The sequence below is a fragment of the Streptomyces sp. NPDC001709 genome (assembly GCF_053596375.1).
On sequence record NZ_JBSFGB010000016.1, the window covers coordinates 109,458 to 134,785 of the forward strand.

Sequence of the window (25,328 nt, forward strand, 5' to 3'; positions counted from 1 at the left end):
ATGGCTGTCCATTGCCGTTCAGCATCCGCCTGCCGTGACCTTGGTCGGCATCGCGTAGTCGTGTATGTCGTACTCGGTCCCGGTGATGACGTAGCTCTCCACGGCGTCCGCCGGCGCCGTGGCCGTCGTCCGTCAGGCCGAGACCATTGCCCTGCACGCCTTGTACTTCCTTGTCCACCAGGAACTTGAAGCTGCCGGCATCGGTCGGCGCATCCCCGCCGCTCTCCATGTCGGCCGGGCATGCCGGCGAGGACAAAGGCGAAGGTGACGAGCATGGGACGGGACGCCACCACGAGGCCGATGTTCCGTTCAGCAGCGGTGTACTCCTCAGCAGTGGTCTTCTCCGGCAGTTGCCGGTACACGCGGATCACGTCGAACGCGGCGGCGGTCACGGTGACACCCGCGAGGACTACGGCGTAGGTATCGGTGCTGACGGTGCGGCGCCGTCGAGGCTGACGAGGAGGGCGAAGGTCGCGGTGCGGCTGCCACGACCGATCACTGGTTGACTGCCTGGATTTCCTGGACGGTGACATTCTGAGTGGACCCGAAGGTGCCGTCGGGCAGGTCTCCACCCGCGCCGCCGCTTCCCGTCCAGTGGATCTTCCACGTGATCGTGGCCCTGAGCTGGTACGAGCTGTCACCCGAGGAACGCAGGTACTTTACGCCGCAGGGTGGCGTTTCGTTCGCCTTGCCTTTGGTATAGGGCTCACCGATCCGGCCGTTGTTGATGTCGCACACGCCGGAGGTCGGGTAGGTCTCGGCGTCCGCCGTACCGGGGTCGATCTTGAGGGAGACGGGTTCGGCTGTGGTGGTTGCGGAGATGCCCAGTACGGGGACGGTCGCGGTGACCGAGACAGGCTTGAACTCGGCGCCGTCCAGCCATGCCCAGGTGGGCAGGTTGACCTTGGTCCTGCCGTCAGGGGCCAGGGTCACCTTGGTGCCGGGGACGCGGATCTGGGCGTAGGCGAGTTCGGCAAGGACCTTCGGGGTGACAGCGTTCTCGATGTCAGCCGGTGGGGGATCACCCTTGTCGACCCAGAAGATGGGTTCGTCGCACTTGTCCCAGCCGGCTGGGAAGTCCTCGTTGACGTAAGAGTCCCACCAGTAGCCCTTGCCGGCCCTGTCCTTGTTGAAGTCCTTGTAGGGGTGGCCGTTGACGTAACGGTCGCGCTGCTTGGCGTCCCACTCGGAACCGGTCGAGTCCGCCTCCCAGATCGGCTCCAGGTACGCCTTGAGGCTTGCGGGGGTGTATTTCGGGCCGTACCAACAGGCGGGCGGTGTCCAGGAGGTGGTGGAGGTGACGGGGCCGACGGAGCTGCCGGTGCCGTTCTTGGAGCGGTCGAAGACGACTCCGCCGGCTGTGGCCGAGAGAGTCCCATCGTCACTGGCATTGCCGTGCTGTTCGGTCTGGCCCTCGTTGCCGTCGCCGCCGCGTCCGCCGGCGTAGGCCGCCTGGGAGATGAGCACGGGAACACAGGCAAGCGAGAAGACCGTCGTGATCCTGGCCAACTTCCTTACGGCTGGCATGTCTTGGCTCCCCGGTTCGAGACGATGTTCGTGGTCTGCCAAACGCCCTGGGAGTTCTTGGTGAGCTTGGTGTGATAGAGCACGTAACTGTCTGCGGAGGTCGGAGTGTTTTCGACCTTTCCGGTCTTCTTGTTCTTGAGGAACGACTTGCTCTCGTCGGAGCAGTAAGTGACGTATGCCGCCCCGGCCCCAGAGAGATTCACCTTGCGGTCGAAGTACCGGGTCTCGCCGATCCAGGTGTGGTTCTTGTCGATGTACCCCTGTACGTACGTGATCGCTGCGTCCAGGGCCTTGCCGGCATTGTAGAACCCGAGAGCCTTGGTGCTCGTGTTCCCCTTGAAGATGGCCTCGTCCACGGAATTGACGCTCAGCGCGCTGTCCGCGAGGACGGCGTCCTTCGTGGGGTCGCCCGTCTTTTGGTCTTCAAAGACGTTCTTGGCATAGGACGGGAAGATGATCGCCGGACGGCCGGCCGTGCTGGAGGCCGAGACACTGGGCGAAGCCGCTGTCGGGCTGCCCGTGTCCGCGCCAGCGATCTTGCTGTTCTTTGAATCACCGCCGCCTCCACCGCAAGCCGTCAGCAGCAGGGCTGCGGACGCGGTGAGCGCGGCAGCAACGGGCAAAGAACGGCGCTTCACAGTGGGCTCCCCGTGAGACAGACGTCAAGTTATGAGCACAGACGGTATCGGTGTGCTTCTCGGTTTGGCCAGAGCGAACTTCCTTGTAAATGGGGGGGTTTCTGGGCGTATTGGGCCCGTCGGTGTGCGATGTGTCCTGATCCTGCGCGTGCCGATGACGACCCCGGTCGCGCAAGGTGCTCGTGAGGTGTCCGGGGCCGTCGACGGACGGGCTGGGCTACTCGTCGCGGGTCACCCGGCGTGGCCGATCACCACCCGGCGGAGGAGAGGGTGACCGGTACGCCCGGTGTGACGCAGAGTCCAGTCCTGGGCGGCTTCCTGCGCGTCCCACGGTCCCGAGCACTCGCCGTGGTGGGGAGTGGTGCAGTACGCCTCGTAGACCACCCCGCCCCTTCCGGGGCATGAGCGGGATCTCGGCGCGGAGTATGGCGTTGCTTGCCTGACCACTCGTCGAGCCGTCCGCGAGCTCCGAGAGCGGGGTCTTGTGGTCACGCTGCCGGCAAAAGGGCACCTTCGTCGCGTACCCCGCTGACGGCGACGAGCCTGCAGATGGCAACCACGGGTAGCGCTACCCCGGAGATCGGCCTGCTGAGGGCGCAAGGCCGAGCTCGTCGACGGCAGCCCATCATCGGCGCCACGAAGCCTGGAACAGGCTGCCCGCATCTTCTCTGACCTCGAGTGCCCCACCAGGAGCCAGCCGTGACCCGCCGGCCCCGCCTGCTCACCACAGCCGCCACGGGTGTATCGGCCGGGCGTGCCGGTGTGACACATGCACAACTCGTCGGCAGCGTCGCCCGTTTCGGGCAGGCCGATGAGCGGAAGGTGCGACCATGAGGCGCAATGTCAAGGACGACCGCTGCCGCCGCTGTCCTTGCCGCCGGGTGGTGCGGCAGCGGCGTCGACGGCCACCCTGTGTCGGTCCTTTGCCGAGTAGCGGACGTCTATCGCCCAGTCGGCCCGTGGGAGTTCGGTGATCAGGAACTCACCATCGGTCTGCGCTTCGAACACCTCACCATCAGGTGTTGTGACTTCGAGCGTCAGGTCTACCTTGACTGTTCCGTTTTTGTAGACCTTCCGTGAGGTGATCTTCTTGATCCCCGCGCTCGCTGCGATGCCGTGCTGCAACAGCCTCGATCTTTGACGAGTGGTTGCAGCCTCCGCTGCAGCTACGACAAGGACGACGAAGAACACGGAGCCGAACAGGATATAGAAAGGTGTGTTGTCGGGTTTGAATCCTGTGCAGTTCTCCATATGGCAGTTGTAGGCCGATTGAATGCTCACGTATTTCTACAGTTTCCTTTATGGGAGCGCACTCATGGTTCCGGTGGTGCGGGCGGCTTTGGCGGCCCGGAAACGGCCACGCGCGAGTGGTCCTTCTCTGAATAGCGGACCGGGACGGCCCAACCGGCTTTGGGTAGGTCGGTGAGTGGGAAGGAGGCCGTCGTATGGCTTTCGAACACGGCACCGTCTGGCTTGGTGATGGAGAGCTGCACGTCGGTATCGACCGTGCCTCCGCGCACTGCACGGGCCTCGATCTCGAGGATGACCGCTGTGGCCGCTGTCCCGTTCTGCAGCAGTCGGCGCTGCCTGGCGGCCTGGATGGCTTTGTAGAACAAGAACAACACGATGATGCCCGCGACAACGGCAACGGATACGTCAACGGGCCTGTCGTCCGTCTTGACGCCCGTGCAGCCGCCAATGTTGCAGGCAAGAACAACTTGCGCGTAGCTCACCGTCGCGTCGCCTTTTCTGCTCTCAGCGCCTTGGAAGTGTCACTTTGACCACATAGGGCTCGCCGCCGGCCATGACGAGCTGGCCGGGTTGGTAGGTGACCGCCCAGGGGAGCGGGCAGGGGAAGTGCTTGGCGTCTGTTGCTTTGGTGGCGTTGCACGTGTCCGGTGAACCCTGGGTGTGCGAAGCGGCCACCAAGTCCCCTTGTCCGGCGTGTACATGGAGGAGGAATTCTCCATTTGTATTTCCGTTACCGGCAGCGCGATAAGCGTGCACGTAGACGCCATTGCCGCCGTCAGTGGTCAGCCAGAGCGGTGTCAGATCCCCTGTGTTGCCAGGAATTCCCTTGATGGTGCCAGGAAGATCCAACCGGCCTGCGCGCCCTGTCGTAGAGATGACGACAGTGTCCTTGAGGGTCGCCTTGGGCGCGGCAGGAAGCAGGTAAATCCGGCCATCGGAGGAGACCGTGGAACCGGCAGCCGTCACGCTCGGCCGCTCGGTCCCTGCAACCTTGATCGGAGGATGCTGGTACAGCCGCGTCAATTTGCCCGAGCGCAAGGACCAGATCGCATCGCCGTCGGCCAGGATGAGGGAACCGTCATGCAAGGTCCCGATAGGAGCAAGGTAGCGGCTAAAATGAGCGGTGGCCGCCTGCTGCGTGGCGGGAACCGGGTCGGTGAAGGAGCGGAGCGCGTGTTGGATGCCAGCGAGCACCGCGGGCTCCTTGTCCGGTGAAATGCGCAGCAATTGCCCAGCGCTCGCGGTCGCGACGGTATCGCTTGACAAGGCGGTAGCACCGCGCGGTGCGCCGTCCACGGGACCGGAGCCCAGGCCACTGGCCGTTGCGTCGATCTTGCCTTGCGGCGAGATACGGGCGACAAACGGGGGGACCGCCAGATACACGGTGCCGTCTGGTCCCGAGGAGATGCCGTTGGGTTCGTCTCCCGGCCGCATGGCCACGGCCTGCTCCACCTGGCTGCTGCCGGTGATCTTGGACAACACGCTCGCCTGGGGACCTTTGGCCCCGGATGAACCGTCAGAGCCCGTGCAGGCACCCAGCAAAGCCACACCACAGCACATTGCCACGGCGGCACGAGACAGGAGTTGCCGTCTCCTAAGCACGGGCATTCCGCAGTCCTTCCAGCAGGTTCATAGGGGGTGTGGTCCGGTGGCTTGTCATCCACAGCCCGACCGGGAAGGGATTAGTTCCCATCCTTGTACGGGTCGCTGTTCGCCCCCCGCACGGGCGTGCTCTCTCCGTAGCCGTCCTTCGCGGCATTGAATAGATCCTGGTAGGTGCGATTGTCGGTGATGCCGTACCTCTCCTTCCAGTCGTTGAAGGGAGTCGGGTTCTTCAAGATCTCGTCAGCATCGAGTTGGCCGTTGTGGAACCATCTGGAGTCCTCCGGCCTGGGAAGCTTGTGGGCGCTGATGAGTCCCTGGATGATCGGGAACTGAAGGCTCAGCATCTCTGTATTTGACTTGGCCTGCTCCGCGCTCGCCACAGCTGCGGCGTGTCCACCACCGAAGTCATAGGACTTGTTCGCGGTCTCACCTGCGATGGCTGTCTGCACCAGGCCGACCGTGGTCTCCAAAGCTGCCGGTGCCTCGGCTCCAAGGGGTACCGGCACGGCGCTCAGTACGCCGCCGACGACCCATGTGTACTTTTGTTTCTCAACGTCCGCCGCATCTTGCCTTTCGGCAGCCGAGTAAGGAGCATCGGATCTGGCCAATTCGATGTGACCGTCGAGGTTTCCCAGTTTACGGAGGAGCTTCTGGGCGCCATCCGGGTCGCTTTGAGCAGTCCTGGCAACCGTTGTGATATAGGCGCGGGTATACCCTGAGTAAGCGCCACCCGCTTTCGGGTCGCGCAAAATTTCGTGGATGAGATGGTCGAGAGCATTTACGTCCGTCACCACTCTGGGCTGGTGGGTCTTCGCGTCGATCGTGACGTCGAATCGTGGATCGTTCCACTTTGGGTTCTTTGGCGCCGGGTTGTTGACGCTCTGTGCGAGATCTGGGGTGTAGGCGCCCGCTATGTTGGCCAGCGCCTGCGCCAGCTCCGGGGGCATATGCGGATACAGTTCGTTTTCGTTGCCGCTGGCGTGTTGCGACCTGTAGTAGTCCTCCATGGCACCCTGGAACACGTTCTGGGCGGCCGTGGCAGCCTGTTTGTTCGCTGAGAGGTCCGGTGTCTTCAAGGTAGCAAGAGTGATGACCTTGGCAGGGAAAGCCGACTCGTCGTCGTCCAGACCCGGGTTCTGCCAGTGGTCGTTCACCAACTGTCGTGCAGCGAAGAGACCGTCCTTGCCGGAGAGCAGGTCTCGTGACCCTGCTGCGTTGTCGGCGAGCTTGGACAGGACGGCAAGGCTGGGGTCGTTGTCGGTGATGCCGCGGAAGACTGCGAACTGAGCGTCCGTGTTCATGTGGAAGGAGTCTTCCCTCAAACCCAGTTCGGAGTACCAGGCGTTGCTGGGGTCGCCGAAGCCTCCGGAGGCGTAGCCGGCCGCAGTCTTCATGCCATCGACGTAAACAGGGCGCATGTCACGCGTCGCGCGCCAGTGAAGGACCGCGTCGCCCATCGCGGACAGGAAGCTGGGATCCCACTCGCGGCCTTTCGGCCCGTACTTCAGCAGCATCGTCGCCGACCACATGTCCGCTGGGTTGGTGAACGTCTGGGTGAGGCCGGTCGGGATCTTGCCCGATGCTTCCAGCTTGGACGCGGCTGCGAGGTTGGCGCCGAACTCGGCGAGGATCTTCTGGGAGTCCTTGTTGAGGACCTGGCCGTTGTGCGTGCCGTCCTCGTTGTGCAGGGTCATGGCGACCTGGGCCTCGAAGCGGTCGCCGCCCTGTGAGTAGAACCCCGACATGAAGTCGACGTCGCCCTTGAGAGCGTCAGCGTCCTTGCCGACCGCGGTGATGGCGGGGCGGATCGGCGGCCACTTTGCGTCGCCGGCGGTGGCGAGGCGGAGCAGGAAGGCGTCTTGAGCGCCCTTCTGGTCGCTGTTGGCACCGGGCGGAGTCCCGTACGCGGTGAACGTCGTGTCGATGTAGTCCTTGTAGGTCTTGTAGTCCGCGTGCGATTGCGCGAGTGAGGACATGGCCGTCGCCGCGAAGTCCGCCTCGAAGCCGCCGTGCATCGTGGGTACGACATGGAGGCTGCCGTCGGCACCGCGGGTGACCTGGTCGCCGGATCCGGCAGTCAGGGCCGACTTCAAGGCGTCGGTCATATCCGGGTCGTGGCTCTGGTTCGCGTAGGTGATGAGCGACTTCAAGTTGCCCTGCAGATCCGTTCCGCAGCCGGACCCACCCATGTGGCCCAGGGCGTCGCGGGTCGCATCACCGTTGGCGCCGAGCGCCTTGAGGTACAGCGCCATGGTGTTGTCCGGGAGCCCCAGGCCTTTGCCCTGGGAGAGCACGGAGAAGTTCTGGTCGTGGTCCTTGGCGAAGGAGTCCAGGACGTTGACCCGGGCCGCCTTCGCCAGGAAGTCGGTGGGGAACTGGCCGTACTGGAGCATGGCTCCGCGGTTCCAGGCGAGGACGTTGTCGCCCTTGGGCGGTGCGGTCAGGTAGAGCTTCTTGACCTTGTCGAAGCCGGGTGCGGGGTAGTCGTCGCTGCAGGCGGTGCCGAGTGCCTGGCTGTACGCCTGCAGGTCCTCGCCGGCGGTGGAACTGCCCGTGGAGGTGAGGAAGGTGGGGAGATTCTGTGCGAGATTGGGGTTGAGTGCGGCGTAGAAGGACGAGCAGTAGTCGGGGTCGTCCTTGTGGGCCGCCAGCTGCTGGGCGATCTCGTGGTACTGCTGGGCGGTATCGCCGGTCCCGTCGATCTTGTTCATCCGGTCGGCGAGATCCTTGCCGTCCTTGCGGGCTTGGGCGGTGCTCACGACCGGCTCGGGCACCTGGACCATCGTGAGGCCGGGGTGCTCCCTTTCGAGGGCGGCTCCGAGGACCTGGTGGCGGGTGAGAGTGGACAGTTGGTCGTCGAGCCAGTTGCAGATGCCCAAGATCTGGGTCAAATCGCCGGAGTTGATGCCGTACCGGTCGAAGCGGGACTTGAGCGCCGACACGCTGCTGCGTAGATCGTCCTTGTCCTTGCTGTAGGACGTGATCATACCCTTCATGGCTGTCGGGTCTATTGACGAAAACTCACCCACTCTTTACTCCCCCGTTGGAGTCGCTTTCCGGGAACTTGTCCGCCGGGCTCAGTAGCCCTGCATCTCCATATGCATCATCTTGGCCTCGCCGGGCGAGACCTTCTCGGGGCACTTGGCAATTTCGGCCTCCACGGCCGGAATCAGATTGCCTACCAATGTCCCGATCCGCTGCCTTTTTCCGTGGAGGTCGTCCCGGAAGTTCGCGGCGACTCCGCCGGCTTCACTGGTCCAGACTTTCTTGCCCTGCATGTCGGCGTCAGCCTTTGCCAGCAGGCCCTTCAGCCGCTCGGTTTCCGACTTGAGGTCGTTCCTCAGTGTCACCAGGGCTGCTCGCCACGGATTGTCGACCTTCTGCTGGGCTGCCGGATCCCCCATGAGTTCTCCCCGCTTCCGTCACTCGCACATGGCTCGCGTTGGAGCAACATGATGACACGGGAACCAACGGGCCTACGGATGACGTCTGTTGTCCGAGAATGCAACGGCACGGTTGTTCCGAGAGTGGCGTAGAGTACGGTGCCACTCGCGGGCGACGGGTCCGTGACAAGAGTTTTTTGATACGGGGAGGAGCGGCTAGCCATGGCTATCAGTGGTGCCGATCTCGAAGCTCTGAACAAGCTGGTCAATCACTTCAAGAGCCAGAAGGTGAACCTGGAGTCGGTGTTCTCCGGTCTGAACTCCGCTTCTGACGAGAGCCAGGCGTACTGGACCGGTCCGCTTGCTGACAAGTTCCGCCACGAGTGGGCCTCGATGAAGCCGCACCTCCAGAAGATCGTGGACCTGCTGCACGAGGCCCACCAGGCCTCGCACACCCACCACGAGAACATCCGCCGGGCCACCGCGGGTCACTGATTCAAGCAGCCGCACTGAGCCGGTAGTTACGGCCCGGGGTGGGTCGTCCGAAGCATCGGACGACCCACCCCGGGCCGTTTCCGTACCATGAGCCTCTCAGGGCTTCTCAGGCGTCGACGACCGCCTGCACCTGAGTCATCGAGCCACCCTGGACCAGAATGCCCCGGCCCGCAGGACCCGCCGCGCTCGTGCGGGGCAGGCGGACGCCGAAGAGTTGCTCGCCGGCGTCCGGGGTGGGGGCGAGGAGAAGGCCGTGGCGGTTGCGCCGGGCCTCGACCATGAATCCGCGGTACTGGGATCCCAGGGACTCGGCCGAACCCGCCGCGATGACGGCGTGGTCGCCGTCCAGGCCGCTTCTGACAACCTCTTCCAGCCCTTCGGCCAGCGCGGAGTCGTAGAGCAGTTCCGCGTCGTCCACGAGGACCGCGTACCGCGCGCTCTGCACCGGCGACAGAAGCTCGGTGAGGTCGTGCTGCGAGGCGTCACCGCTCAGGACGCCGAGGATGCCGGGCTCGCCCTCCAGGTTCTTCAGCGGCGAGCGCTTCGGGGTGACCAGTACCACGGGCAGTCCGCCCCGGGTCAGCGAGCGTGCCATCGTGATCAGCGTGCTCGACCGGCCCGACTTCGGCGGGCCGGCGATGACGAAGCCGGGACCGGCCTCCGACAGGTCGGCGCCCAGCGGAGCCAGTTCGTCGCCGCCGACGCCCACCAGGGCCCACAGGTCCGAGGTCGGGGCGAACTCCGGGTCGAGGGCGAGGGCTTCCTCGGCCGTGCACCGGATGGGCAGGGCGTCGACCCGCATCGGCCGGAGCCGACGTGGCGGCCGTGGGTGGATGCGGGCGGTCTCGGTGGCGATCTGCTGCAGTGCCTCCACCTGGGCCTTGCCGGCCGGGTCGGCGGCCAGCAGGGCCAGTTGGCACTCCTGGACGCCGTCGTCCGTGAGACGCAGGGCGCGCCCGGGCGGCATGTCCTTGGGCACGGAACGCGGGGAGATGCCGACCATGCCGTAGTCGTTGGGATCGGTGAGCCGCAGGATCAGCCGCTCGCCGAAAGAGCTGGTCACGGAGCCGGTGGTGCCGCTGCGGTCGGTGGTCATCACCACGCGGAGGCCTACGGCGGGTCCCTCGCGGAAGAGCCGCGTGATGGCTTCGATCAGCTTGCCGTAGTCGTAGCCCTCGAAGGTCTGGACGTAGCCCTCCCAGCCGTCGAGGAGCAGGACCATGTACGGCAGCCTGTCCTCGCCCTGGGCCGATGCCCGCTGCTCGGCCACACTGGAGACACCGAGGTGGGCGAGGAGCTGCTGACGTCGGGTCACCTCGCCCTGGAGGCGGCCCAGCAGCCGTACGAGGCGTTCGGTCTCGTCGCGGGTGACGATTCCGCCGCAGTGCGGCAGCCGGGTCAGCGGCAGGAGGATGTTGGCTCCACAGTCGATGCCGTACAGGTGTGCGTCGGACGGGGACGTGGTCGTGGCCAGCGAGGCGGCGATCGTACGCAACGCGGTGGAGCGACCGGAGCGGGGACCGCCGACGATCAGCAAGTGCTCGCCGTTCACCAAGTCCAGGTGCAGCGCGGAGCGGGCCTGGCGTGCCGGGACGTCGATGACGCCGAAGACCGCCGGCGTCAGGTCGCCCTGCGCGGGACCGGCTTCCTGACTCAGGTCGGCGACCGTGACGTGCTCGGGCAGCGGAGGCAGCCACGGCCTGTGCGGCGCGTCGAAGCCCATGCGCCGTGAACCGTCGGCGATGGCGTCCACCAGCACCGCGAGATCCGTCACCAGAGTGCCGTCGTCGCTGTCATCGGCCGGCTTCGGCAAGGGGCGGCCGACTGAGTTCCAGGGCAGCGGGAGCAGACCGACGGAGGGCCGCGACGACTGTCCGGGCCGCCGGCCACCGATGCGGGCCGACTGCACCGCCACCAGCGCGTTCGCACCCGATCGTACGTACATCCGGCCCGGGGTGGACTTCGCGATGCTACCGGCGTCCGGGGCGTCGATGACGTCCGCGGACTCGTCCCGGTTGGTCACGCGCAGCGCGATGCGCAGGTTCGTGTTGGCGCGGATGTCCTGGCTGACGACACCTGCGGGACGCTGCGTGGCGAGAATGAGGTGGACGCCGAGAGAACGTCCTCGGCGTGCGATGTCGACCAGACCGGCGACGAAGTCGGGCAGCTCGGCGACCAGTGCGGCGAATTCGTCGATAATGATGACCAGGCGGGGCATCGGCTCCAGTTCGGGCCGAAGCTGCCGGGCGTCGGTGTAGTCCTCGATGTCCTTCGCGGGCGCGGCGCGAAGCAGCAGCTCCTCGCGCCGTCTCAGCTCGGCTGCGAGCGAGGCCAGGGCGCGTTCTGTGAGGTGTGCGTCGAGGTCGCTGACCATACCGACGGTGTGCGGGAGCCGTGCGCAGTCCTGGAACGCGGCACCGCCCTTGTAGTCGATCAGGACGAAGTTCAGGGCGTCGGGCCGGTTGTGGACGGCCAGCGAGGTGATGAGGGTCTGCAGCAGCTCCGACTTTCCGGCACCCGTGGTGCCGGCGACGAGGCCGTGCGGCCCGTCCAGCCGGAGGTCGAGGAAGAAGGTCCCCTCGGCTCCGACACCGACCGGGAAGCGGGTGGTAGCACCCCCGAACCGCCAGATCTGCTCGATGGCGGCACCCGTCGGATCCGGCATCTCCAGAAGGTTCAGCAGGCGCGCCGACGAGGGCAGTGCGCTGTCCGCGTCGTCGCGGCTGACGTCACGTACGGGGGCCAGTGAGCGGGCCACCAGCTCGCACCATTCGCGGGACACCTGGTCGGCGAGCACCTCACCCAGTGCGTCGAGTCCCGCGCCGCGCAGTACCACGCGGTCGGAGGAGCCCAGCGGCCAGCAGATCGCGGCCCGGCACTCCTCGGGCAGCAGCCGCTCGTCCTCGTCCACGCACAGCGCGAACATGCCGTACAGCGGCCCCTCCTGCAGCAGTTGGGGGACGCCCGGCACCCGGCGGAGCAGCCGCGCCCCGTCCAGAACGATCAGGACATGCGGGTCGGGTCGCAGTCGGCCCGCTCCGCCCGCCGGGGCGGCGGCCTCCTTGCGCCGGTTCAGCTCGTTCAGCAATTCGGTGACACGTCGTCCGATCGTCTCGGAGTCCGCGCCGACGAGGGAGACGCAGTCCTGTCCGTTGCGCGGCGCGGTGTGGGGCAGCCAGTGCGCCCAGCTCCAGGCGTCCCCGGCGTCCGGCGCGGAAGAGAACACCACGACCGACAGATCGCGCGGGCTGTGCAGGACGGCCGACTGAAGCGCGAGCCAGCGGGCACCGGCCAGGACCTGGGGGCGTGCGCCGGCCAGGCCCACCACACCCAGTTCGGTGAACGGCAGCGGGACCGGTACGTCGAGCACGAGCGGTGGTGTGGGCGGCCCCTGTTCGCCCTTCGCCGGAGTGGCGACGAGCTCGATGTTCGCGGGCAGATCGGCGACACCGACGCGCAGCACCAGGGCATCCGGATCGGTGAGCCTGCGCTCCCACAGACGGCGCCGTGGGCCGGTCGCGAACAGCAGAAGGGAAGCGGCGTCCGGATAGGCATCGCGTCGGGCGCGCTGATCCGCAGCGCACAAGCGAGCCAAGTCCTCGTCGTACTTGGCCTTCTGGGCCTTGTACTCCTTCACCGTGGTGCGGTGCTTCTTCTTGCCTTCGCGGTTCTGGCTGACCCACTCGCCGGCCATCATCACCGGGCTCATCAGGCAGAACAGCAGCGTGTACGCCTGCTTGGTCATGAGGTACATGACCACGCCGAAGATCAACGGCGTGACGGAGGCGATCAGTTGGAAGCGGTGGCGTTCGGCCTTGCCGGGAGGGTCCGGCACCACCAGCCGTGCCCTCGGCGGCAGCGACGAGAGCCGCGGCGGACGGTTGTAGGCGAGGCCGCCCTCTCCCATCGGCGCCAGGTGCGCGTCGGGTTCCACCGGGTCGTCGAGGACCAGCAGGGAACTGCCGCAGGCGACGAGTGCGCCCAGTGGCCACGCGCGCTCCCCGGTGACGGCCTCGCCGTCGAGCAGCACTTCCGCACCCGCAGCTCCTGGTGCCACGGTGACGTTGCCATCGACGGCGACGCTCACGCGCAGCGCCTCCGGGGGGAGGCGGGCATCGGGGACGGCGATGGTGCAGCCGCGCGCCGATCCGATCGTGGTCACACCCGCGGCCAGCCGGGCGACCCGGCCGGCGCCGGGCCCTCCGGTGACCCGCAGTTCGTACCGCCCGGAGGGTTCACCGGCCCGCAGAAACGGGCCGATGGCGTCGTCGACGGATATCCGCATACCGTCGCGGAGTACGTCGCCCACCCGGACGTCGGGTTCGCAGTACCGTCCGTCGGCCCACAGACCGGTTGTGGTGGGTGTCGGCTCACCGCCGAACCGCGGGTCGTACGGGCTGTGCGGGAGCGCGGTGACGGTGGTGGGGAGGCGGGCGGCAGCGGCCGTGGGGGCCAATGCCCTGGCCACCTCGGTGATGCTCGCGTCCTCACCGAAGTCGAGGATGACGTCCTGTGGATCCGCGCCCTGCCGGACCACCGTCACGGACACCCGCATAGGCCGTGTTCCTTCCTGGGGACCCATGGCACTGCCACGTTGACATGCCCGCAAAGGCTATCCGGCTCGGCCGACGGCGCATCCGTGCACCTCAGTGGTTCACGGTCTGGAGTTCCTGGACCTTCACATCACCGTTCGGTTGCCGAAGGTTCCGTTGGGAAGCTTCCGCCCGTTCAGCCAAAGCCCTGCTACGCGTCTCCGAGCTGCTGCAAGTCCACGTACCCCGCCTTGAAGTCCGGCGAGTTCATCTCGACGTTCATGTGTCCGGCGTCGATGGTCGCGACCTTCCAGAGCTTGCCTGCGATCTCGACGGTGGCACCGGGGCGGAGGTTGTTGTAAAAGGCATGAGACCCGGAGTCGGCGGCACTGATCGTGGCACTCAGCGGGTCGCTCTCGATGTCCGTGACCACGGCACCCATGCCCTGCGGTCCGTTGTCCGGAACGTGCCAGCGCAGGCGCCAGTGACCTTCATACGTGGTCGGCCAGACGGGCATGTGCTTCCCCTTGTGCGTCGGAGCGGGCAGTCCCGGCGCGGTGAGAACCACGCGGTACGTGCAGATCTGAGAGACGGTGTACGTGTGCCCGCCGAGCGTGACCTTCTGGGCCGGGCGCACGGTCTGCCGCGCATTACCCACGGCGAGCTCGGCGGTGCGATGCTTGCCGTCCGCCTTCGCGTCCGCGTACTGCACCTTGGTGCCGCCGGGCAGAGAGGCCGACGCGGCGCGCAGTACATGAAGACCTTTGGCGGCCTTGTCACCCTCGCACTCCGGCCCCTTGTCGGCCGGCGGTGGCGTGTATCGCGTCGTGGACGACGACGGGTCGGCCGTCGGGCTTCCCGATGTGCCGCAGGCGGCCAGCAGCAGCAGGCAGGGAAGGGCTGTGGCGATTCGCACCTTGCTCATTGGGTCCCCTGGAGTTCCTGCGGGCTGTTGAAGTACTTCTGGTAATCCGCGGGTGAGACGTGGATGTCCTGGCCGTTCGGGGGGCCCCACGGGTTGCCCAGGATCATTTTCCCGTCACTGTCGAATCCCTTGACGTAGAAGACATGCCGGGTGACGTACCCCGGCTGCCAGTTCGGATCGAGGCCGTTGTTCTTCAGCTCGTCGCCGGACGGAGTGGCGACGATCACCGGATGGTGCGACTCGAAGGACTGCTTGATGTCGTCGAAGTTGTTGTCGAGCGACTTGGAGTCGTGACCAGTCACGTACGGCGGGGCCATGTTGGTCTGGTCCCACTCGGTGGCGCCGTAGTCGCCCTTCTCGGGGCGGTCGTAGAGCTTGTCCCCCACATGGTTGTCTGGGGTTCCGCCCTTGTCCCCGCCGTACATCAGGGCGAACGCCTTCTCGTAGTATGCGGGCCAGGTCTCGCCCTGGCCGTGAGCGGAGACCAGGTTGCCGTTGGCGTCCATGGGAAGGTCCGGCGTCACCGTGACCCAGTGCTGGTTGCCGTCCTTGTCCCAGATTCGGACATCCACCGTGCCGTTGGGGTTCTGTTTGATCCCTTCGGCGATGAACCTCGGATTCGCCTGGGCGGTGGCGGTGAGGGACGCGATGTACCAGCAGTCCGCGAACTGGCCTTGCGAGATGCCCGACGGGTCGACTTTGCCCGGGGTGGCGAACAGCGGCTCGGTGGGCATGCCGTACTGCATGCCCTTCACACCTTCGTTCAGCTGCGAGTTGTATCCCTGGAGCCATGCGTCGGTCGTGTCGAATCCCGGCTGGATTCCCGGGAAGGCCGCCTCCAACTTGGCCCAGTGCGACGGCCCAGCCTTCTTCAGCAATGTGCTCAAGTGGTCGCGGAACTGGCCGTCGGGTATGCCGTCGTGGGACTCCCACCACCACATGCCGCTGTCGTCAGTCTTCTTCGCCAGGTCGCCGTAGCGGCGGAGGTCCTCGGCCGGGACCTTGGCGAGGAAGGCGTCGAGTTCGGCGGGGGTCAGGGCGTTGAGTTCGTCCTTGACCTTGTCCAGATCGTCACGGTTGCCGTCGTCGCCGAAATCCTTGCCGTCCAATGCGGCGATGTCCGCCAGTGCGGCGGTGATCTTCTTCTCGTCCGGGGCGTTCTCGTCGGCGAAGGCGAGCGCCGGGTCGATGGCGTACCCCTTGGCGAGGAGTTCGTTGCACTTCTCCAGCTGGTTGCAGCGGCGCGTGATCGAGTCGGACATGTCGTGCAGCTCGTGGCTGAGCGACCCAGGTAGGGTGCCGCCGCCGAAAGGCCAGAAGGAGAAGGGGTTGCCGACCAGTGGTTCGAGGGCCGGGCTCGTCGTGGCGGGTTTCCCGCCGAGCAGGCTTTGGGCCTGGGTCAGCACTGCGGAGATGTCGCTGTGCAGTTTGCCCGCGCTGTCGCCCAGAGTCTTCAGGTTGCCCCCGAGGCTGCGGATCTTCGGGATGTCGAACCCGGCGAATGGCATCAGCTCACCCGCCCGGCTTGTCGTTCTTGGCCTTGGCGGCTTCCTCATCGAGGTTGCGTGCCTCGGTCTCCCAACGCCGGGCGTCGGCCATCAGATCACTGGCCATCGAGTGCAGTGAGCCCTTGCGGTTGCTGAGTGCGGCGGTGGAAGCCTCTGCGAACGGGCCCTTCCATATGGCGGGTGTCGCCTGCGTCACCGCGTTGTCGAGATACGGCCCCAGCCCCCCAGCAAGAGTCCGTGCCTTGCGGGCACACTCGCGCAGGTCATCGGCCCGCTTCTTCAACTGCGCGGGTGTCTCGCCTCGTTCGTCCGGTCTTCCCATGTCAACCCCGTAGTTGATCGGCCGCCAGGCACCGAGGGCAGATGCTAACAAACGAACGAACCGATCAAGTGAGGTCGTGTTCGATTGTCATGCAGAGTGATTCCAGAAGATGTCTATCGAGGAGGCACAGCACGCAACACGGACGCGCAAGACGCAAGAGTCGTGCAGGCTCCTACGAACTGGCGCCCGCGGCGCCCGTGCGTGGTCGGTTCTGCCCCCGCGGCGTCAGCGGTTGACTGACTGGACCTCCTGGACGTTGACGTCCTGCGTCGTGTCGAAGGTGCCGTTGGGGAGGTCGCCGCCGGTGCCGTCGGATCCCTGCCAGGTGATCTGCCAGGTGAGGGAGGCCTTGAGGTGGTAGGGGGTGCCGTTTGTGGCGCGGAGGTAGGTGATGCCGCAGGCAGGAGTCTTGTCTGCGTCACCGTTCTCGTACGGGGTGCCGATCGAGCCGTCCGCGTTGATCGTGCAGTCGCCGGAGGCGGGGGAGGTGCTCGCGTCGTCCGTGCCCGGAGTGAGGTGGAGGGCGACCGGCTTGGCGGTCGTCTCCGCCCACAAGTTGGTTCTGGGAAGTTCCGCGCGGACCTTGATCTCCCTGAATATTCCCTTGTCCAACCAGACCCAAGTGGGAAGGTTCACCGTGGCCTTGGCGGCTGGCTTCAGCTTGATCTCGGTGTCGGGAACCTTGATCTTGTTGTAGGCGTACTCGGCCAGCATCTTGGGGGTGGGGGCGTGCGGGATCTTCGGGATCTGCCCGGCGTCCTGCCAGAACATGATCCTGCCGCAGTCCCACGAGCCGGGGTCACTGTCGTCCGGTGCGACGCTGCGCCAGAAGTAACCGTCCTTGCCGATGTTGTAGTTCTTGTAGCCCTCGGCGGTGGTATTTGCGTTGTCGAAGTTGGTCTCCGGCTTGCTATCCCGGTAGTGATCGGTCCAGAGCTTCTTGCCGTACCAGGATTCGTGGATGCCGACGTCGCCGTTGCCGTCTGTTTTGTCCACGAATGCCTTTAGCTCCTTGCCGGTGAAGACGGGCTCGTACCAGCAGGCCGGAGGCTTCCAATTCACGTCCACCGAGGCGACGTTTCCCCGCTTGCCGCCGGTAGGGCCGCTCACCTGACGGACCTTGATCTGGGAGTAAGTGGCCGAGGCATAGAGTTCGTTGCCATTGGCTCCGCCGGAGGGACTCGGTGCCTGGCCTTCATGTCCAGGCTTGCCGAGGGCAACTGCGGGCGAAGGGAACAGTGCGGCGCCGAGTGTCACCGAGGCCAAGAGTCCGGCACAGGTCATGCGGATGGGGTTCATGGTCAGCATGCCCCCGGCTGCGTCTCCACCGTCATGGTCTTCCAGACACCGTTCGGCTGCCTGCTGAGGCTCGTCCGGTACTGGACCTTGGGGGATTCGCCCTTTGGAGTGCCGTCGGTTTCGCCCGTCTTGAGGTCCTTGCTGTAGCCCTTGCTCTCGTCCACGCAGTAGAAGAGGGTGGCGCGCTTCTTTGCCCCGCCGACGTAGGCAATCTGGGGGTTGTAGACAGTGACCATCCCTGTGATTGTCATGCCCTTGTATCCCTTGATCCAAGTGGAGCCGGTGCTCATCGCCGATGTGCCGCTGTAGAAAGCCAGTGCCTTGTACTCGGGGTCGCCCGCGATGATGGCTGCGTACGACGCCTTGAGCCGTTCGCTTCCGTCGTTCAGGGCGGTCTGGAGTTCCGGATCGCTGTTCGTCCAGCCTTCGAAGTGCGCCTGGAAGCTGCTGGGAAGCTTTATGAGCGGCCGATTCGCATTGGATGCAGCCGAAGCCGAGGCTGACGGACTGCTGGACCCCGTGGACGCTCCCTTGATGCCGTCAGGCGACTTGTCGTCGCTACCCGAGCCGCAGGCAGTCAGTAGAACGGCTGCGAGTGCGGCGAACGTTGTAGTAACGGGCAAAGTTGGGCGCTTCACAATGGACTCCCCGTGAGACAGAACGTCGGCCTAGAGCACAGACGGTATCGGTGAGGTTCATGGCTTTGCCAGGGCGTTCATTCGCTTCGGGGGGAGGGTGTGGCCAACCGGGCGGTGTTCGAGCCAACCGCCTTGAATGATCCATGGATCAGAGGTGCCATCTGCGGGATACGCATGTGGGACCGGGCTCAGTGGCGGCGATGCGGTTGATGTCGCGCCAGTGTGAACTGGCAGCGGGGACCAGGTTGCTGCTGCCTGCGTCACGTGTGCGCCTGCCCGACGTGGCCGACTCTCGCGAATGAATTGTGCAGACCTTGTGAGTAGCGTGTAAAGGGGTGGTCTCCTTCGGATCGATGGGGACGGAGAGTCGGGACGCGCCTTGAGGGGCTTATGTGCGACTGATACGGTGCGATGGCTTGACACTTGCTCAGGCCTTGGGGATCAGATCAGGACACGCCGAGTCGGTGGAGTGTCCCGGATGCCGTGAACGGCCCGGTGCCGAGCGGACTTTGATAGGCAAGACTTTCTTGGGTGTACGGGGGAGCGGCTGCGTGAAGATCCAAGAGCGTGCGGGGGCGGGCGCCGGTCGTTCTGCCGGGCAGGCTCAACCTCCGGTCGGCGACCGGCTCCCCACCCCACCTCGCGAGCGCAAGCCCGCTTTGGCCGCGCTCGCGGTGCTGCTGATCCTGCTCGGTGCGCTGGGGGCGACCACGCTCGTGCTGCGGGCCGGGAACCGGATCGAGGTCGTCAAGGTGACGCAGGCGATCCAGGTCGGGCAGTCCGTGAACAGCAGCAACTCCACGTCCGTGATGGTCGCCGCCGATGACAGCGTCGACTACGTCCGCTGGGACCAGCTGGGCGCCCTGAAGGACTACAAGGCGCGGACCACGATCTACCCGGGCACGATCGTCGTGGGCCAGATGTTCACGAAGGGGAATGTGCTGCCGGCCGGCAAGGCCGTCGTCGGGGTCTCCTTGAAGGACGGCCAGTACCCGGCGGACATCCAGGCCGGTGACACGGTCGCCGTCTACAACGTCGGCACGGGCAGCTCCGGTTCGGCCGGTTCGAGCAAGACCGGTACCGGGTCCGCAAGCGCCACCGGTTCCTCCGGCGATCCCATCACCACCGCCAAGGTCGGTTACAAGAAGGACGGCGGAGACGCCACTATCAGCTCCGGCAATCTCTCGCTGACCCTGATCGTCGACCAGGCCGACGCCGCCGCCGTGGCACGCGCCGCTTCGGACGGCTCGGTCGCCGTCGTACACGTCTCCGGCTCCGGCAACTAGAAGGCGGCCTCCACCCCATGGCGCTCATCGCTCTCGCCGCCGACAAGGGTTCACCCGGCGTCACCACGGCGGCCGTCGCCCTCGCGGCGGTCTGGCCGCGCCGCGTCCTGCTTGCCGAGACCGACCCGGCGGGCGGCGACCTCGTCTACCGCAGTACCGCCGCGCACGGCGGGCCGCTCAACCCCAACACCGGGCTGCTGTCGATAGCCGCGACCGCCCGGCGCGGGCTGGTTCCCGATCAACTGTGGGACCACGTCCAGCCGTTGAGTGGGGGATTGGAGGTACTCGTGGGGCTCGGCATCGCCGAGCAGGCGGGCGGGCTGGCCAGCCTGTGGCCGACCCTCGGACACTCCTTCGCCACCCTTGCCGACTCGCCCCATGCGCCCGCCGACGTCATCGCCGACTGCGGGCGCGTCAGCGGGGACACCCCGGCCGTCGAGTTGTTCCCACACGCGGCGCTGGTGCTGCTCCTCTCCCGTACCGAGCCGGAGGCGCTGGCCCGGGTCCGGGACCGGGCCGCCCACCTGTCCACGCGGCTGCACGGTGGGTCCCGCGGTGCCGCCGCGCTTGCCACCCCCCTCATCGGGGTCGTCCTGATCGCCGACCCGGCCGGCTCCGGCAAGCTCGTCCACCAGGTCAACGACATGCTGGTGCACGCGCAGACCGGCGCCCGGGTCATGGGCACCCTCGCCGACGACCCGGCCGGCGCCGACATGCTGGCCGGCCGCAAGCGTGGCCGCCTCGACAAGTCGCTGCTGGTCCGCTCGGCCCGCAAGATCGCCGCCGATCTGAACCAGCAGTACGGCGCCGCCTGGGCCGTCTCCGTCCAGGCCCAGCAGGCCCACCAGGCTCAGCAAGCCCGGTACCGCCAGCCCCAGCAGGGCGGACAGCCTCAGCAGGGCGGACAGCACCAGCCTCAGCAGGGCGGACAGCAGCCGCCGTACCAGCCTCAGCAGGGCCACGCGGGGGCTGGCCGATGACCGCTGTCGACCACCAGCTGGTCAAGCGGTTCCGGCAGGATGCCGGTGACCGTATCGCCGAACAGCGGCGGCTGGACCAGGTCAGCGGCGTCGCGCCGATGTCCCCGGAGGACGAGCGGCAGTACGCCCGCGCGGTGATCGCGCAGATCCTGGAGGAGTACGCCCGCGCCGAGATCAACGCCGGCCGTACGCCGCTGGACGCCGAGACCGAGGAGCAGTACGCGGCCGCCGTGCACGCGGCACTGTTCGGCGTGGGACGGCTTCAGCCGCTGCTGGACGACCCCGAGGTCGAGAACATCGACATCAACGGCTGCGATCAGGTCTTCGTCGGCTACGCCGACGGGCGCGAGGTGACGGGTGAGCCCGTCGCCGAATCCGACGAGGAGCTCATCGAGCTGATCCAGGTGCTCGGCGCCTACTCCGGCCTGTCCTCCCGGCCCTTCGACTCGGCCAACCCGCAGCTGGACCTGCGGCTGCCCGACGGCTCCCGGCTCTCCGCCGTCATGGACGTCGCCCGGCGGCCCGCGCTGTCCATCCGGCGTGCCCGCATGGGCAAGGTGTTCATATCCGACCTCGTCGGCAACGGCACGCTGACGCCGGAGGTCGCCCATTTCATGGCCTGCGCGGTCCGGGCCCGCAAGAACATCATGATCGCCGGTGCCACCAACGCCGGTAAGACCACCCTGCTGCGGGCGCTCGCCAACGAGATCCCGCCGCACGAGCGGCTCATCACCGTCGAGCGTGCCCTGGAGCTGGGCCTCGACACCTTCCCCGACCTGCACCCGAACGTCGTCGCCTTCGAGGAGCGGCTGCCCAACTCCGAGGGGCAGGGGGCGATCGGCATGGCCGAGCTGGTGCGGCGGTCGCTGCGTATGAACCCCTCCCGTGTCATCGTCGGTGAGGTCCTCGGCGACGAGATCGTCACCATGCTGAACGCGATGTCACAGGGCAACGACGGCTCGCTGTCCACGATCCACGCCAACAGCTCCAGCGAGGTCTTCAACCGTATCTCCACGTACGCGTTGCAGGCTGCCGAGCGGTTGCCCATCGAGGCCAGCCAGATGCTGATCGCGGGCGCGGTCAACTTCGTCGTCTTCATCCAGCGGCGCAACAACTACCAGACCGGCGGACGCCTCCAGCGCATGGTCACCTCGGTACGCGAGGTCAACGGCGTCGACGGCCGCGTGCTGTCCAGTGAGGTCTTCGCCGAGGCCCCTGACGGACGGGTCGTACCGCACGCGCCCGTCGCTTGCCTGGAGGACCTGATGGTCCACGGCTACCGGCCCCACGGAAACTGGGGGTGAGCATGGACTTCGGTGTACTCGGCGCCCTGTTCTCGACCACGGTCCTGTACTCCATCGGCAGCGGCGTCGCCGTCGGCGGCGGACTCGCGCTGTTGCTGATCGCGATCCGTGGCCTGCCCGCGAAGCCCGAGCACGAAAAGCAACGGGCCAACGAACGCGCCGCCGAACTCGCCCGGTTCGCGGGGCGCCGCGGCTCGCTCGCCGTCGTCATCGGGCTCGTGGTGCTGCTGCTGACCCGTTGGGCGGTTGCCGGCATCGCCGCGGGCATCCTCGTCTTCTTCTGGAACCGGCTCTTCGGCGGTGCCGCCGAGGAACGTGCCGCCATGCGCCGTGTGGAGGCCCTCGCGTCGTGGACCGAGTCCCTGCGCGACACCATCGCGGGTGCCGTCGGCCTGGAGCAGGCCATCCCAGCGTCCGCGAGAGCGGCCGCCCCCGTGCTGCGGCCCCACCTCGATGCGCTCGTCGACCGGCTCCGCGCCCGTACCCCGCTGCCCGACGCGCTGCAGCTGCTCGCGGACGAGATCGATGACGCCTCGGCCGACATCATCGTCGCCGCGCTGATCCTCAACGCCCGGCTGCGCGGGCCCGGTCTGCGGCAGGTGCTCGGCGCGCTCGCCAAGTCCGCACGCGAGGAGGTCGACATGCGCCAGCGCGTGATGGCCCAGCGCGCCTCCACCCGGCGCTCGGTGCAGATCGTCGTGGCGGTGTCGGTCGCGTTCGTCCTCGGACTCGCCGTCTTCAACCGGGACTTCGTCGCGCCGTACGGCAGCCCCGTGGGACAGCTCGTCCTCGCCGTCGTCTGCGCCCTGTTCGCGCTTGGTTTCTGGTGGCTGCGCAAACTGTCCACCATCGAGACGCCCGAACGGTTCCTGGTCCGGGACGAGTCGTCGGTCCTGCTCGTACGGCCGCGTACCCCGGCGGCGCAGGAAGAGGGGGTACGGGGATGAGTCTTACCCTGCCGATCGTCGTCGGTGTCGTCCTCGGTCTGGGCGTCTACGCCCTGATCCGCGCCCTGATGCCGACCAGACGCAGCGCGGTCGCCCAGGTCGCGCGCATCGACGCACTGCGGGCGCGCGGATCGGCGTACGAGTCCGTGCGCCAGACGAAGGAGGCCCAGGGCCGGTTCGGCACTGTGCGTGCCCGCATCGGTGTCCGCGTCTCGGAGTTCTATCTCCAGCAGGGCTGGGAACAGCGTTCGCTCCGCGCGGACCTGGCCGTCCTGGAGCGGAGTTGGGAGAACTTCCTCGCGACCAAGGTTCTGCTGGCGGTGGTCGGCCTGATCTTCGGGCCGTTCCTCTTCGCGGTGGTCTGGACGATGGGCTTCGGCTCCAGCCCCGTCATCCCGGTCTGGCTGGCCCTGCTGTGTGCAGCCCTGTTCTTCTTCCTGCCCGACCTGGAGGTACGGCGGGACGCGGCCGACAAGCGCCGGGATCTGCGCCGGGTCATCGGGGCGTATCTGGACCTGGTGTCGATGAGTCTGGCCGGCGGCCGTGGTCTGCCGGAGGCACTGATGGCGGCGGCCGAGGTCTCCGACGGCTGGGCCAACCAGCGCATCCGCAACGCCCTGGCCGATGCCCGGATCACCGGGCACAGCCAGTGGCAGGCACTCGGCATGCTCGGCGAGGAACTGGGCGTGGAGGAGCTGAAGGATCTGTCGGCGTCGTTGGCCCTCGTAGCGGACGACGGAGCCAAGGTGCGTGAGTCCCTCGCCTCCCGCGCCGAGACCATGCGGCACCGCGAACTTGCCGAGATCGAGGGCAGTGCGGGAGAGAAGTCGCAGTCGATGCTCGTGGCCCAGCTGCTGCTCTGCGCCGGATTCCTGGTGTTCCTGATCTTCCCGGCGGCCATGCGGGTGTTCCAGGTGTGAGCGATCAGAAGACCTTCTCCAACTGCTGTTTCGAGCTGCTGTACCAAGAAGACAAAGGGGACGACCCACAATGAACGGACGGGACTTCAGTACCGGGATTCCGGCGATGGACTTCCTGGTCACCTTCCTGCGCGGCCGCGTCGAGCGCGCCCGCTCCGGCGAACTGGACCGCGGTGCCTCGGCGGTGGAGTGGGTCATCATCTCCGCGGTCGTCGTGGCGATCGTCGGCGTGGTGGCCGCCATCATCAACAGCGCGCTGAGCGATGGCGCCAACAAGGTCGGCGACTGCATCAAGGGCGCGAGCGCGTCCAAGACCTGCTGACCACGCGTACTGCACAACGGGATGACGGGGTTGCTGGTGAACGTCGGCAGATGGGTGCGACGGCGGATGACGGCCGCGCGCGGCCGGACCGCCGACTCCGGCATGACCGCGATCGAGTTCGTGCTGCTCACGCCGGTCCTCTTCTTCATGATCTTCGCGACCGTCCAGTTCGCCCTGTACTTCTTCGCGGATCACGTGGCCCAGGCGGCGGCCCAGGCGGGCGCCCGCAAGGCGCGCGCCACCGCCGACGCCGAACCCGGTGCCTGGCGCGGCGAGGCAAAGGACGTGGCCGATTCCTACATCCGCCAGCTCGGCCCACAACTGGTGCTCTCACCGGACGTGCAGACGGTGCAGCCGGAGGCGCACACGGTCGGCGTGGTGATCACGGCACGGGTCCCGACGGTGTTCCCGGGCCTCGACCTCACCGTCCACGCCCAGTCGGCGGGGCCGGTGGAGCGGTTCGTGAAGGACGGCGAGAACTAGTGCTCTCCTGGCTGGGAAAGCGGTGCGCCGGCGCAGACCGGGGCCTGTCCACCGTCGAGGTGGTCATCCTCGCCCCCGTGCTGATCCTCTTCATCCTCGTGCTGGTCGCCTTCGGTCAACTCGTCGACGGCCGGGGCGCGGTCGACGGTGCCGCCCGGGACGCGGCCCGCGCCGGCTCGATCCAGAAGGACCACGCGACGGCGCTGGCAGAGGCCCGCAAGGCCGCCGAGGCGGACCTGTCGGACGTCTGCTCCGGCCCGGTCTCGGTCGTCCAGACCAGCCAGGGCTTCGCGCCCGACACCATCTTCACGGTCGAGGTGAGCTGCCAGGTGCGCGGCCTGGCCATGCTGGGCCTGAACATCCCCACCCACCTCTCTGCGCGCTTCTCCTCCCCGCTGGACCCGTTCCGGAGGTCGGCGTGAGAGACATCGTCCCCACCTGGTGGTCCTCGCGCCGGAGCCGCCTGGACGACCGGGGTTCCGGCGCGGGAGCGGTCATCATCTTCGCCCTGGTCTTCCTCGCTCTGGCGGCCTTCGTCATCGACGGTGGCCTGTCCATCTCCAAGCGGGAACGCGCGGCCGACATCGCGGAACAGGCCGCCCGGTACGCCGCCCAGGACATCGACAAGAACGCCCTGTACGAGAACGACGGCGGTGCGGCGCCGATCAAGTACCAGGACTGCGACGCCCGGGTGAAGGCGTTCGCCCGCGAGATGGGCATGAGCTCCGCGGACATCGGTGCGACCCACTGCGTCGCGGCCGACGCCGAGCATGTGGAGGTCGAGGTCCAGCTGACCTACCAGCCGGTGTTCACCGGCCTGTTCTACGGTGGCGACGTGGTCGTACACGGCCGCTCGGTCGCGAAGAACGAGGTCGGCTGAGGCCGGGGCCCCCACATGGTGGAACGCGCGACCTTCGACGCTGTCAGTCCCAGTCAATAGGATCTCTGTACCCCCCAGTCCCT

25 protein-coding genes are annotated in these 25,328 nt (G+C 66.9%); 11 read left to right on the forward strand and 14 right to left on the reverse strand.

Going from position 1 to position 25,328, the window contains the following annotated elements; all coding sequences use genetic code 11:
- Nucleotides 1-170: 170 nt before the first annotated feature.
- A complete protein-coding gene (locus ACWC0C_RS23765; protein WP_450865698.1) occupies nt 171-506 on the forward strand; it encodes a hypothetical protein in 336 nt (111 codons plus the stop codon).
- Here ACWC0C_RS23765 and ACWC0C_RS23770 read toward each other — a convergent pair.
- The 8 genes from ACWC0C_RS23770 to ACWC0C_RS23805 all read right to left on the reverse strand — a co-directional run bounded on the left by ACWC0C_RS23770 (nt 496) and on the right by ACWC0C_RS23805 (nt 8,425).
- Nucleotides 496-1,527 (reverse strand): hypothetical protein, encoded by a 1,032-nt coding sequence (locus tag ACWC0C_RS23770; protein WP_450865700.1) that lies wholly within the window; start codon nt 1,525-1,527, stop codon nt 496-498. The genes ACWC0C_RS23765 and ACWC0C_RS23770 overlap by 11 nt on opposite strands.
- Nucleotides 1,515-2,165, reverse strand: coding sequence for a hypothetical protein (locus ACWC0C_RS23775; RefSeq protein WP_450865701.1), 651 nt, complete (start codon nt 2,163-2,165; stop codon nt 1,515-1,517). The genes ACWC0C_RS23770 and ACWC0C_RS23775 overlap by 13 nt, the downstream gene beginning before the upstream one ends.
- A 231-nt stretch (nt 2,166-2,396) precedes the next feature.
- Nucleotides 2,397-2,936, reverse strand: coding sequence for a DUF7848 domain-containing protein (locus tag ACWC0C_RS23780; protein WP_450865703.1), 540 nt, complete (start codon nt 2,934-2,936; stop codon nt 2,397-2,399).
- Between the two features lie 72 nt (nt 2,937-3,008).
- The gene (locus ACWC0C_RS23785) at nt 3,009-3,446 is read right to left on the reverse strand and encodes a hypothetical protein (RefSeq protein WP_450865704.1); all 438 of its coding nucleotides are present in this window, start codon (nt 3,444-3,446) and stop codon (nt 3,009-3,011) included.
- A 32-nt stretch (nt 3,447-3,478) separates the two neighbouring features.
- On the reverse strand, nt 3,479-3,898 hold the full coding sequence (locus ACWC0C_RS23790) for a hypothetical protein (RefSeq protein WP_450865706.1): 420 nt from the start codon (nt 3,896-3,898) through the stop codon (nt 3,479-3,481).
- A 22-nt stretch (nt 3,899-3,920) separates the two neighbouring features.
- Nucleotides 3,921-4,898, reverse strand: a complete 978-nt coding sequence (locus tag ACWC0C_RS23795) for a hypothetical protein (protein WP_450865708.1) — start codon at nt 4,896-4,898, stop codon at nt 3,921-3,923.
- A gap of 200 nt (nt 4,899-5,098) precedes the next feature.
- Complete coding sequence (locus ACWC0C_RS23800; RefSeq protein ID WP_450865710.1) at nt 5,099-8,008, reverse strand: hypothetical protein; 2,910 nt, start codon at nt 8,006-8,008, stop codon at nt 5,099-5,101.
- A 90-nt stretch (nt 8,009-8,098) separates the two neighbouring features.
- Nucleotides 8,099-8,425: a hypothetical protein gene (locus ACWC0C_RS23805; protein WP_450865711.1), complete on the reverse strand. Its 327-nt coding sequence runs from the start codon at nt 8,423-8,425 to the stop codon at nt 8,099-8,101.
- Between the two features lie 201 nt (nt 8,426-8,626).
- Here ACWC0C_RS23805 and ACWC0C_RS23810 point away from each other — a divergent pair, with 201 nt between their 5' ends.
- The gene (locus ACWC0C_RS23810; RefSeq protein ID WP_450865712.1) at nt 8,627-8,899 is read left to right on the forward strand and encodes a WXG100 family type VII secretion target; all 273 of its coding nucleotides are present in this window, start codon (nt 8,627-8,629) and stop codon (nt 8,897-8,899) included.
- Between the two features lie 106 nt (nt 8,900-9,005).
- Here the strand turns inward: ACWC0C_RS23810 and ACWC0C_RS23815 are convergent, their stop codons facing one another.
- From ACWC0C_RS23815 to ACWC0C_RS23840, 6 genes are all read right to left on the reverse strand, one after another.
- A complete protein-coding gene (locus ACWC0C_RS23815; protein WP_450865714.1) occupies nt 9,006-13,454 on the reverse strand; it encodes an FtsK/SpoIIIE domain-containing protein in 4,449 nt (1,482 codons plus the stop codon).
- A 188-nt stretch (nt 13,455-13,642) separates the two neighbouring features.
- A complete protein-coding gene (locus ACWC0C_RS23820; protein WP_450865716.1) occupies nt 13,643-14,356 on the reverse strand; it encodes a hypothetical protein in 714 nt (237 codons plus the stop codon).
- Nucleotides 14,353-15,864, reverse strand: a complete 1,512-nt coding sequence (locus tag ACWC0C_RS23825; RefSeq protein ID WP_450865718.1) for a C2 family cysteine protease — start codon at nt 15,862-15,864, stop codon at nt 14,353-14,355. Before ACWC0C_RS23825 ends, ACWC0C_RS23820 begins: the two co-directional genes overlap by 4 nt.
- Nucleotides 15,865-15,868: 4 nt before the next feature.
- The gene (locus ACWC0C_RS23830; protein WP_450865719.1) at nt 15,869-16,186 is read right to left on the reverse strand and encodes a hypothetical protein; all 318 of its coding nucleotides are present in this window, start codon (nt 16,184-16,186) and stop codon (nt 15,869-15,871) included.
- 225 nt (nt 16,187-16,411) lie between these two features.
- Nucleotides 16,412-17,485, reverse strand: coding sequence for a hypothetical protein (locus ACWC0C_RS23835; RefSeq protein ID WP_450865814.1), 1,074 nt, complete (start codon nt 17,483-17,485; stop codon nt 16,412-16,414).
- 2 nt (nt 17,486-17,487) lie between these two features.
- Nucleotides 17,488-18,123, reverse strand: coding sequence for a hypothetical protein (locus ACWC0C_RS23840; protein WP_450865721.1), 636 nt, complete (start codon nt 18,121-18,123; stop codon nt 17,488-17,490).
- A gap of 551 nt (nt 18,124-18,674) precedes the next feature.
- Between ACWC0C_RS23840 and ACWC0C_RS23845 the strand changes: the two genes are divergently transcribed.
- The 9 genes from ACWC0C_RS23845 (at nt 18,675) to ACWC0C_RS23885 (ending at nt 25,245) form a co-directional block, all read left to right on the forward strand.
- Entirely contained in the window at nt 18,675-19,409 is a 735-nt protein-coding gene (locus tag ACWC0C_RS23845) for a hypothetical protein (RefSeq protein WP_450865722.1), read from the forward strand.
- A 17-nt stretch (nt 19,410-19,426) separates the two neighbouring features.
- On the forward strand, nt 19,427-20,389 hold the full coding sequence (locus tag ACWC0C_RS23850) for a hypothetical protein (RefSeq protein ID WP_450865724.1): 963 nt from the start codon (nt 19,427-19,429) through the stop codon (nt 20,387-20,389).
- Complete coding sequence (locus ACWC0C_RS23855) at nt 20,386-21,693, forward strand: CpaF family protein (protein ID WP_450865726.1); 1,308 nt, start codon at nt 20,386-20,388, stop codon at nt 21,691-21,693. The genes ACWC0C_RS23850 and ACWC0C_RS23855 overlap by 4 nt, the downstream gene beginning before the upstream one ends.
- Nucleotides 21,694-21,695: 2 nt before the next feature.
- On the forward strand, nt 21,696-22,640 hold the full coding sequence (locus ACWC0C_RS23860; protein WP_450865728.1) for a type II secretion system F family protein: 945 nt from the start codon (nt 21,696-21,698) through the stop codon (nt 22,638-22,640).
- On the forward strand, nt 22,637-23,560 hold the full coding sequence (locus ACWC0C_RS23865) for a type II secretion system F family protein (RefSeq protein WP_450865730.1): 924 nt from the start codon (nt 22,637-22,639) through the stop codon (nt 23,558-23,560). Before ACWC0C_RS23860 ends, ACWC0C_RS23865 begins: the two co-directional genes overlap by 4 nt.
- A 70-nt stretch (nt 23,561-23,630) precedes the next feature.
- Entirely contained in the window at nt 23,631-23,882 is a 252-nt protein-coding gene (locus ACWC0C_RS23870; protein WP_450865732.1) for a hypothetical protein, read from the forward strand.
- Nucleotides 23,883-23,903: 21 nt separating this feature from the next.
- Entirely contained in the window at nt 23,904-24,365 is a 462-nt protein-coding gene (locus ACWC0C_RS23875; protein ID WP_450865733.1) for a TadE family protein, read from the forward strand.
- Nucleotides 24,365-24,787, forward strand: coding sequence for a TadE/TadG family type IV pilus assembly protein (locus ACWC0C_RS23880; RefSeq protein WP_450865735.1), 423 nt, complete (start codon nt 24,365-24,367; stop codon nt 24,785-24,787). Before ACWC0C_RS23875 ends, ACWC0C_RS23880 begins: the two co-directional genes overlap by 1 nt.
- The gene (locus ACWC0C_RS23885) at nt 24,784-25,245 is read left to right on the forward strand and encodes a TadE/TadG family type IV pilus assembly protein (RefSeq protein WP_450865736.1); all 462 of its coding nucleotides are present in this window, start codon (nt 24,784-24,786) and stop codon (nt 25,243-25,245) included. The genes ACWC0C_RS23880 and ACWC0C_RS23885 overlap by 4 nt, the downstream gene beginning before the upstream one ends.
- Nucleotides 25,246-25,328: the final 83 nt, after the last annotated feature.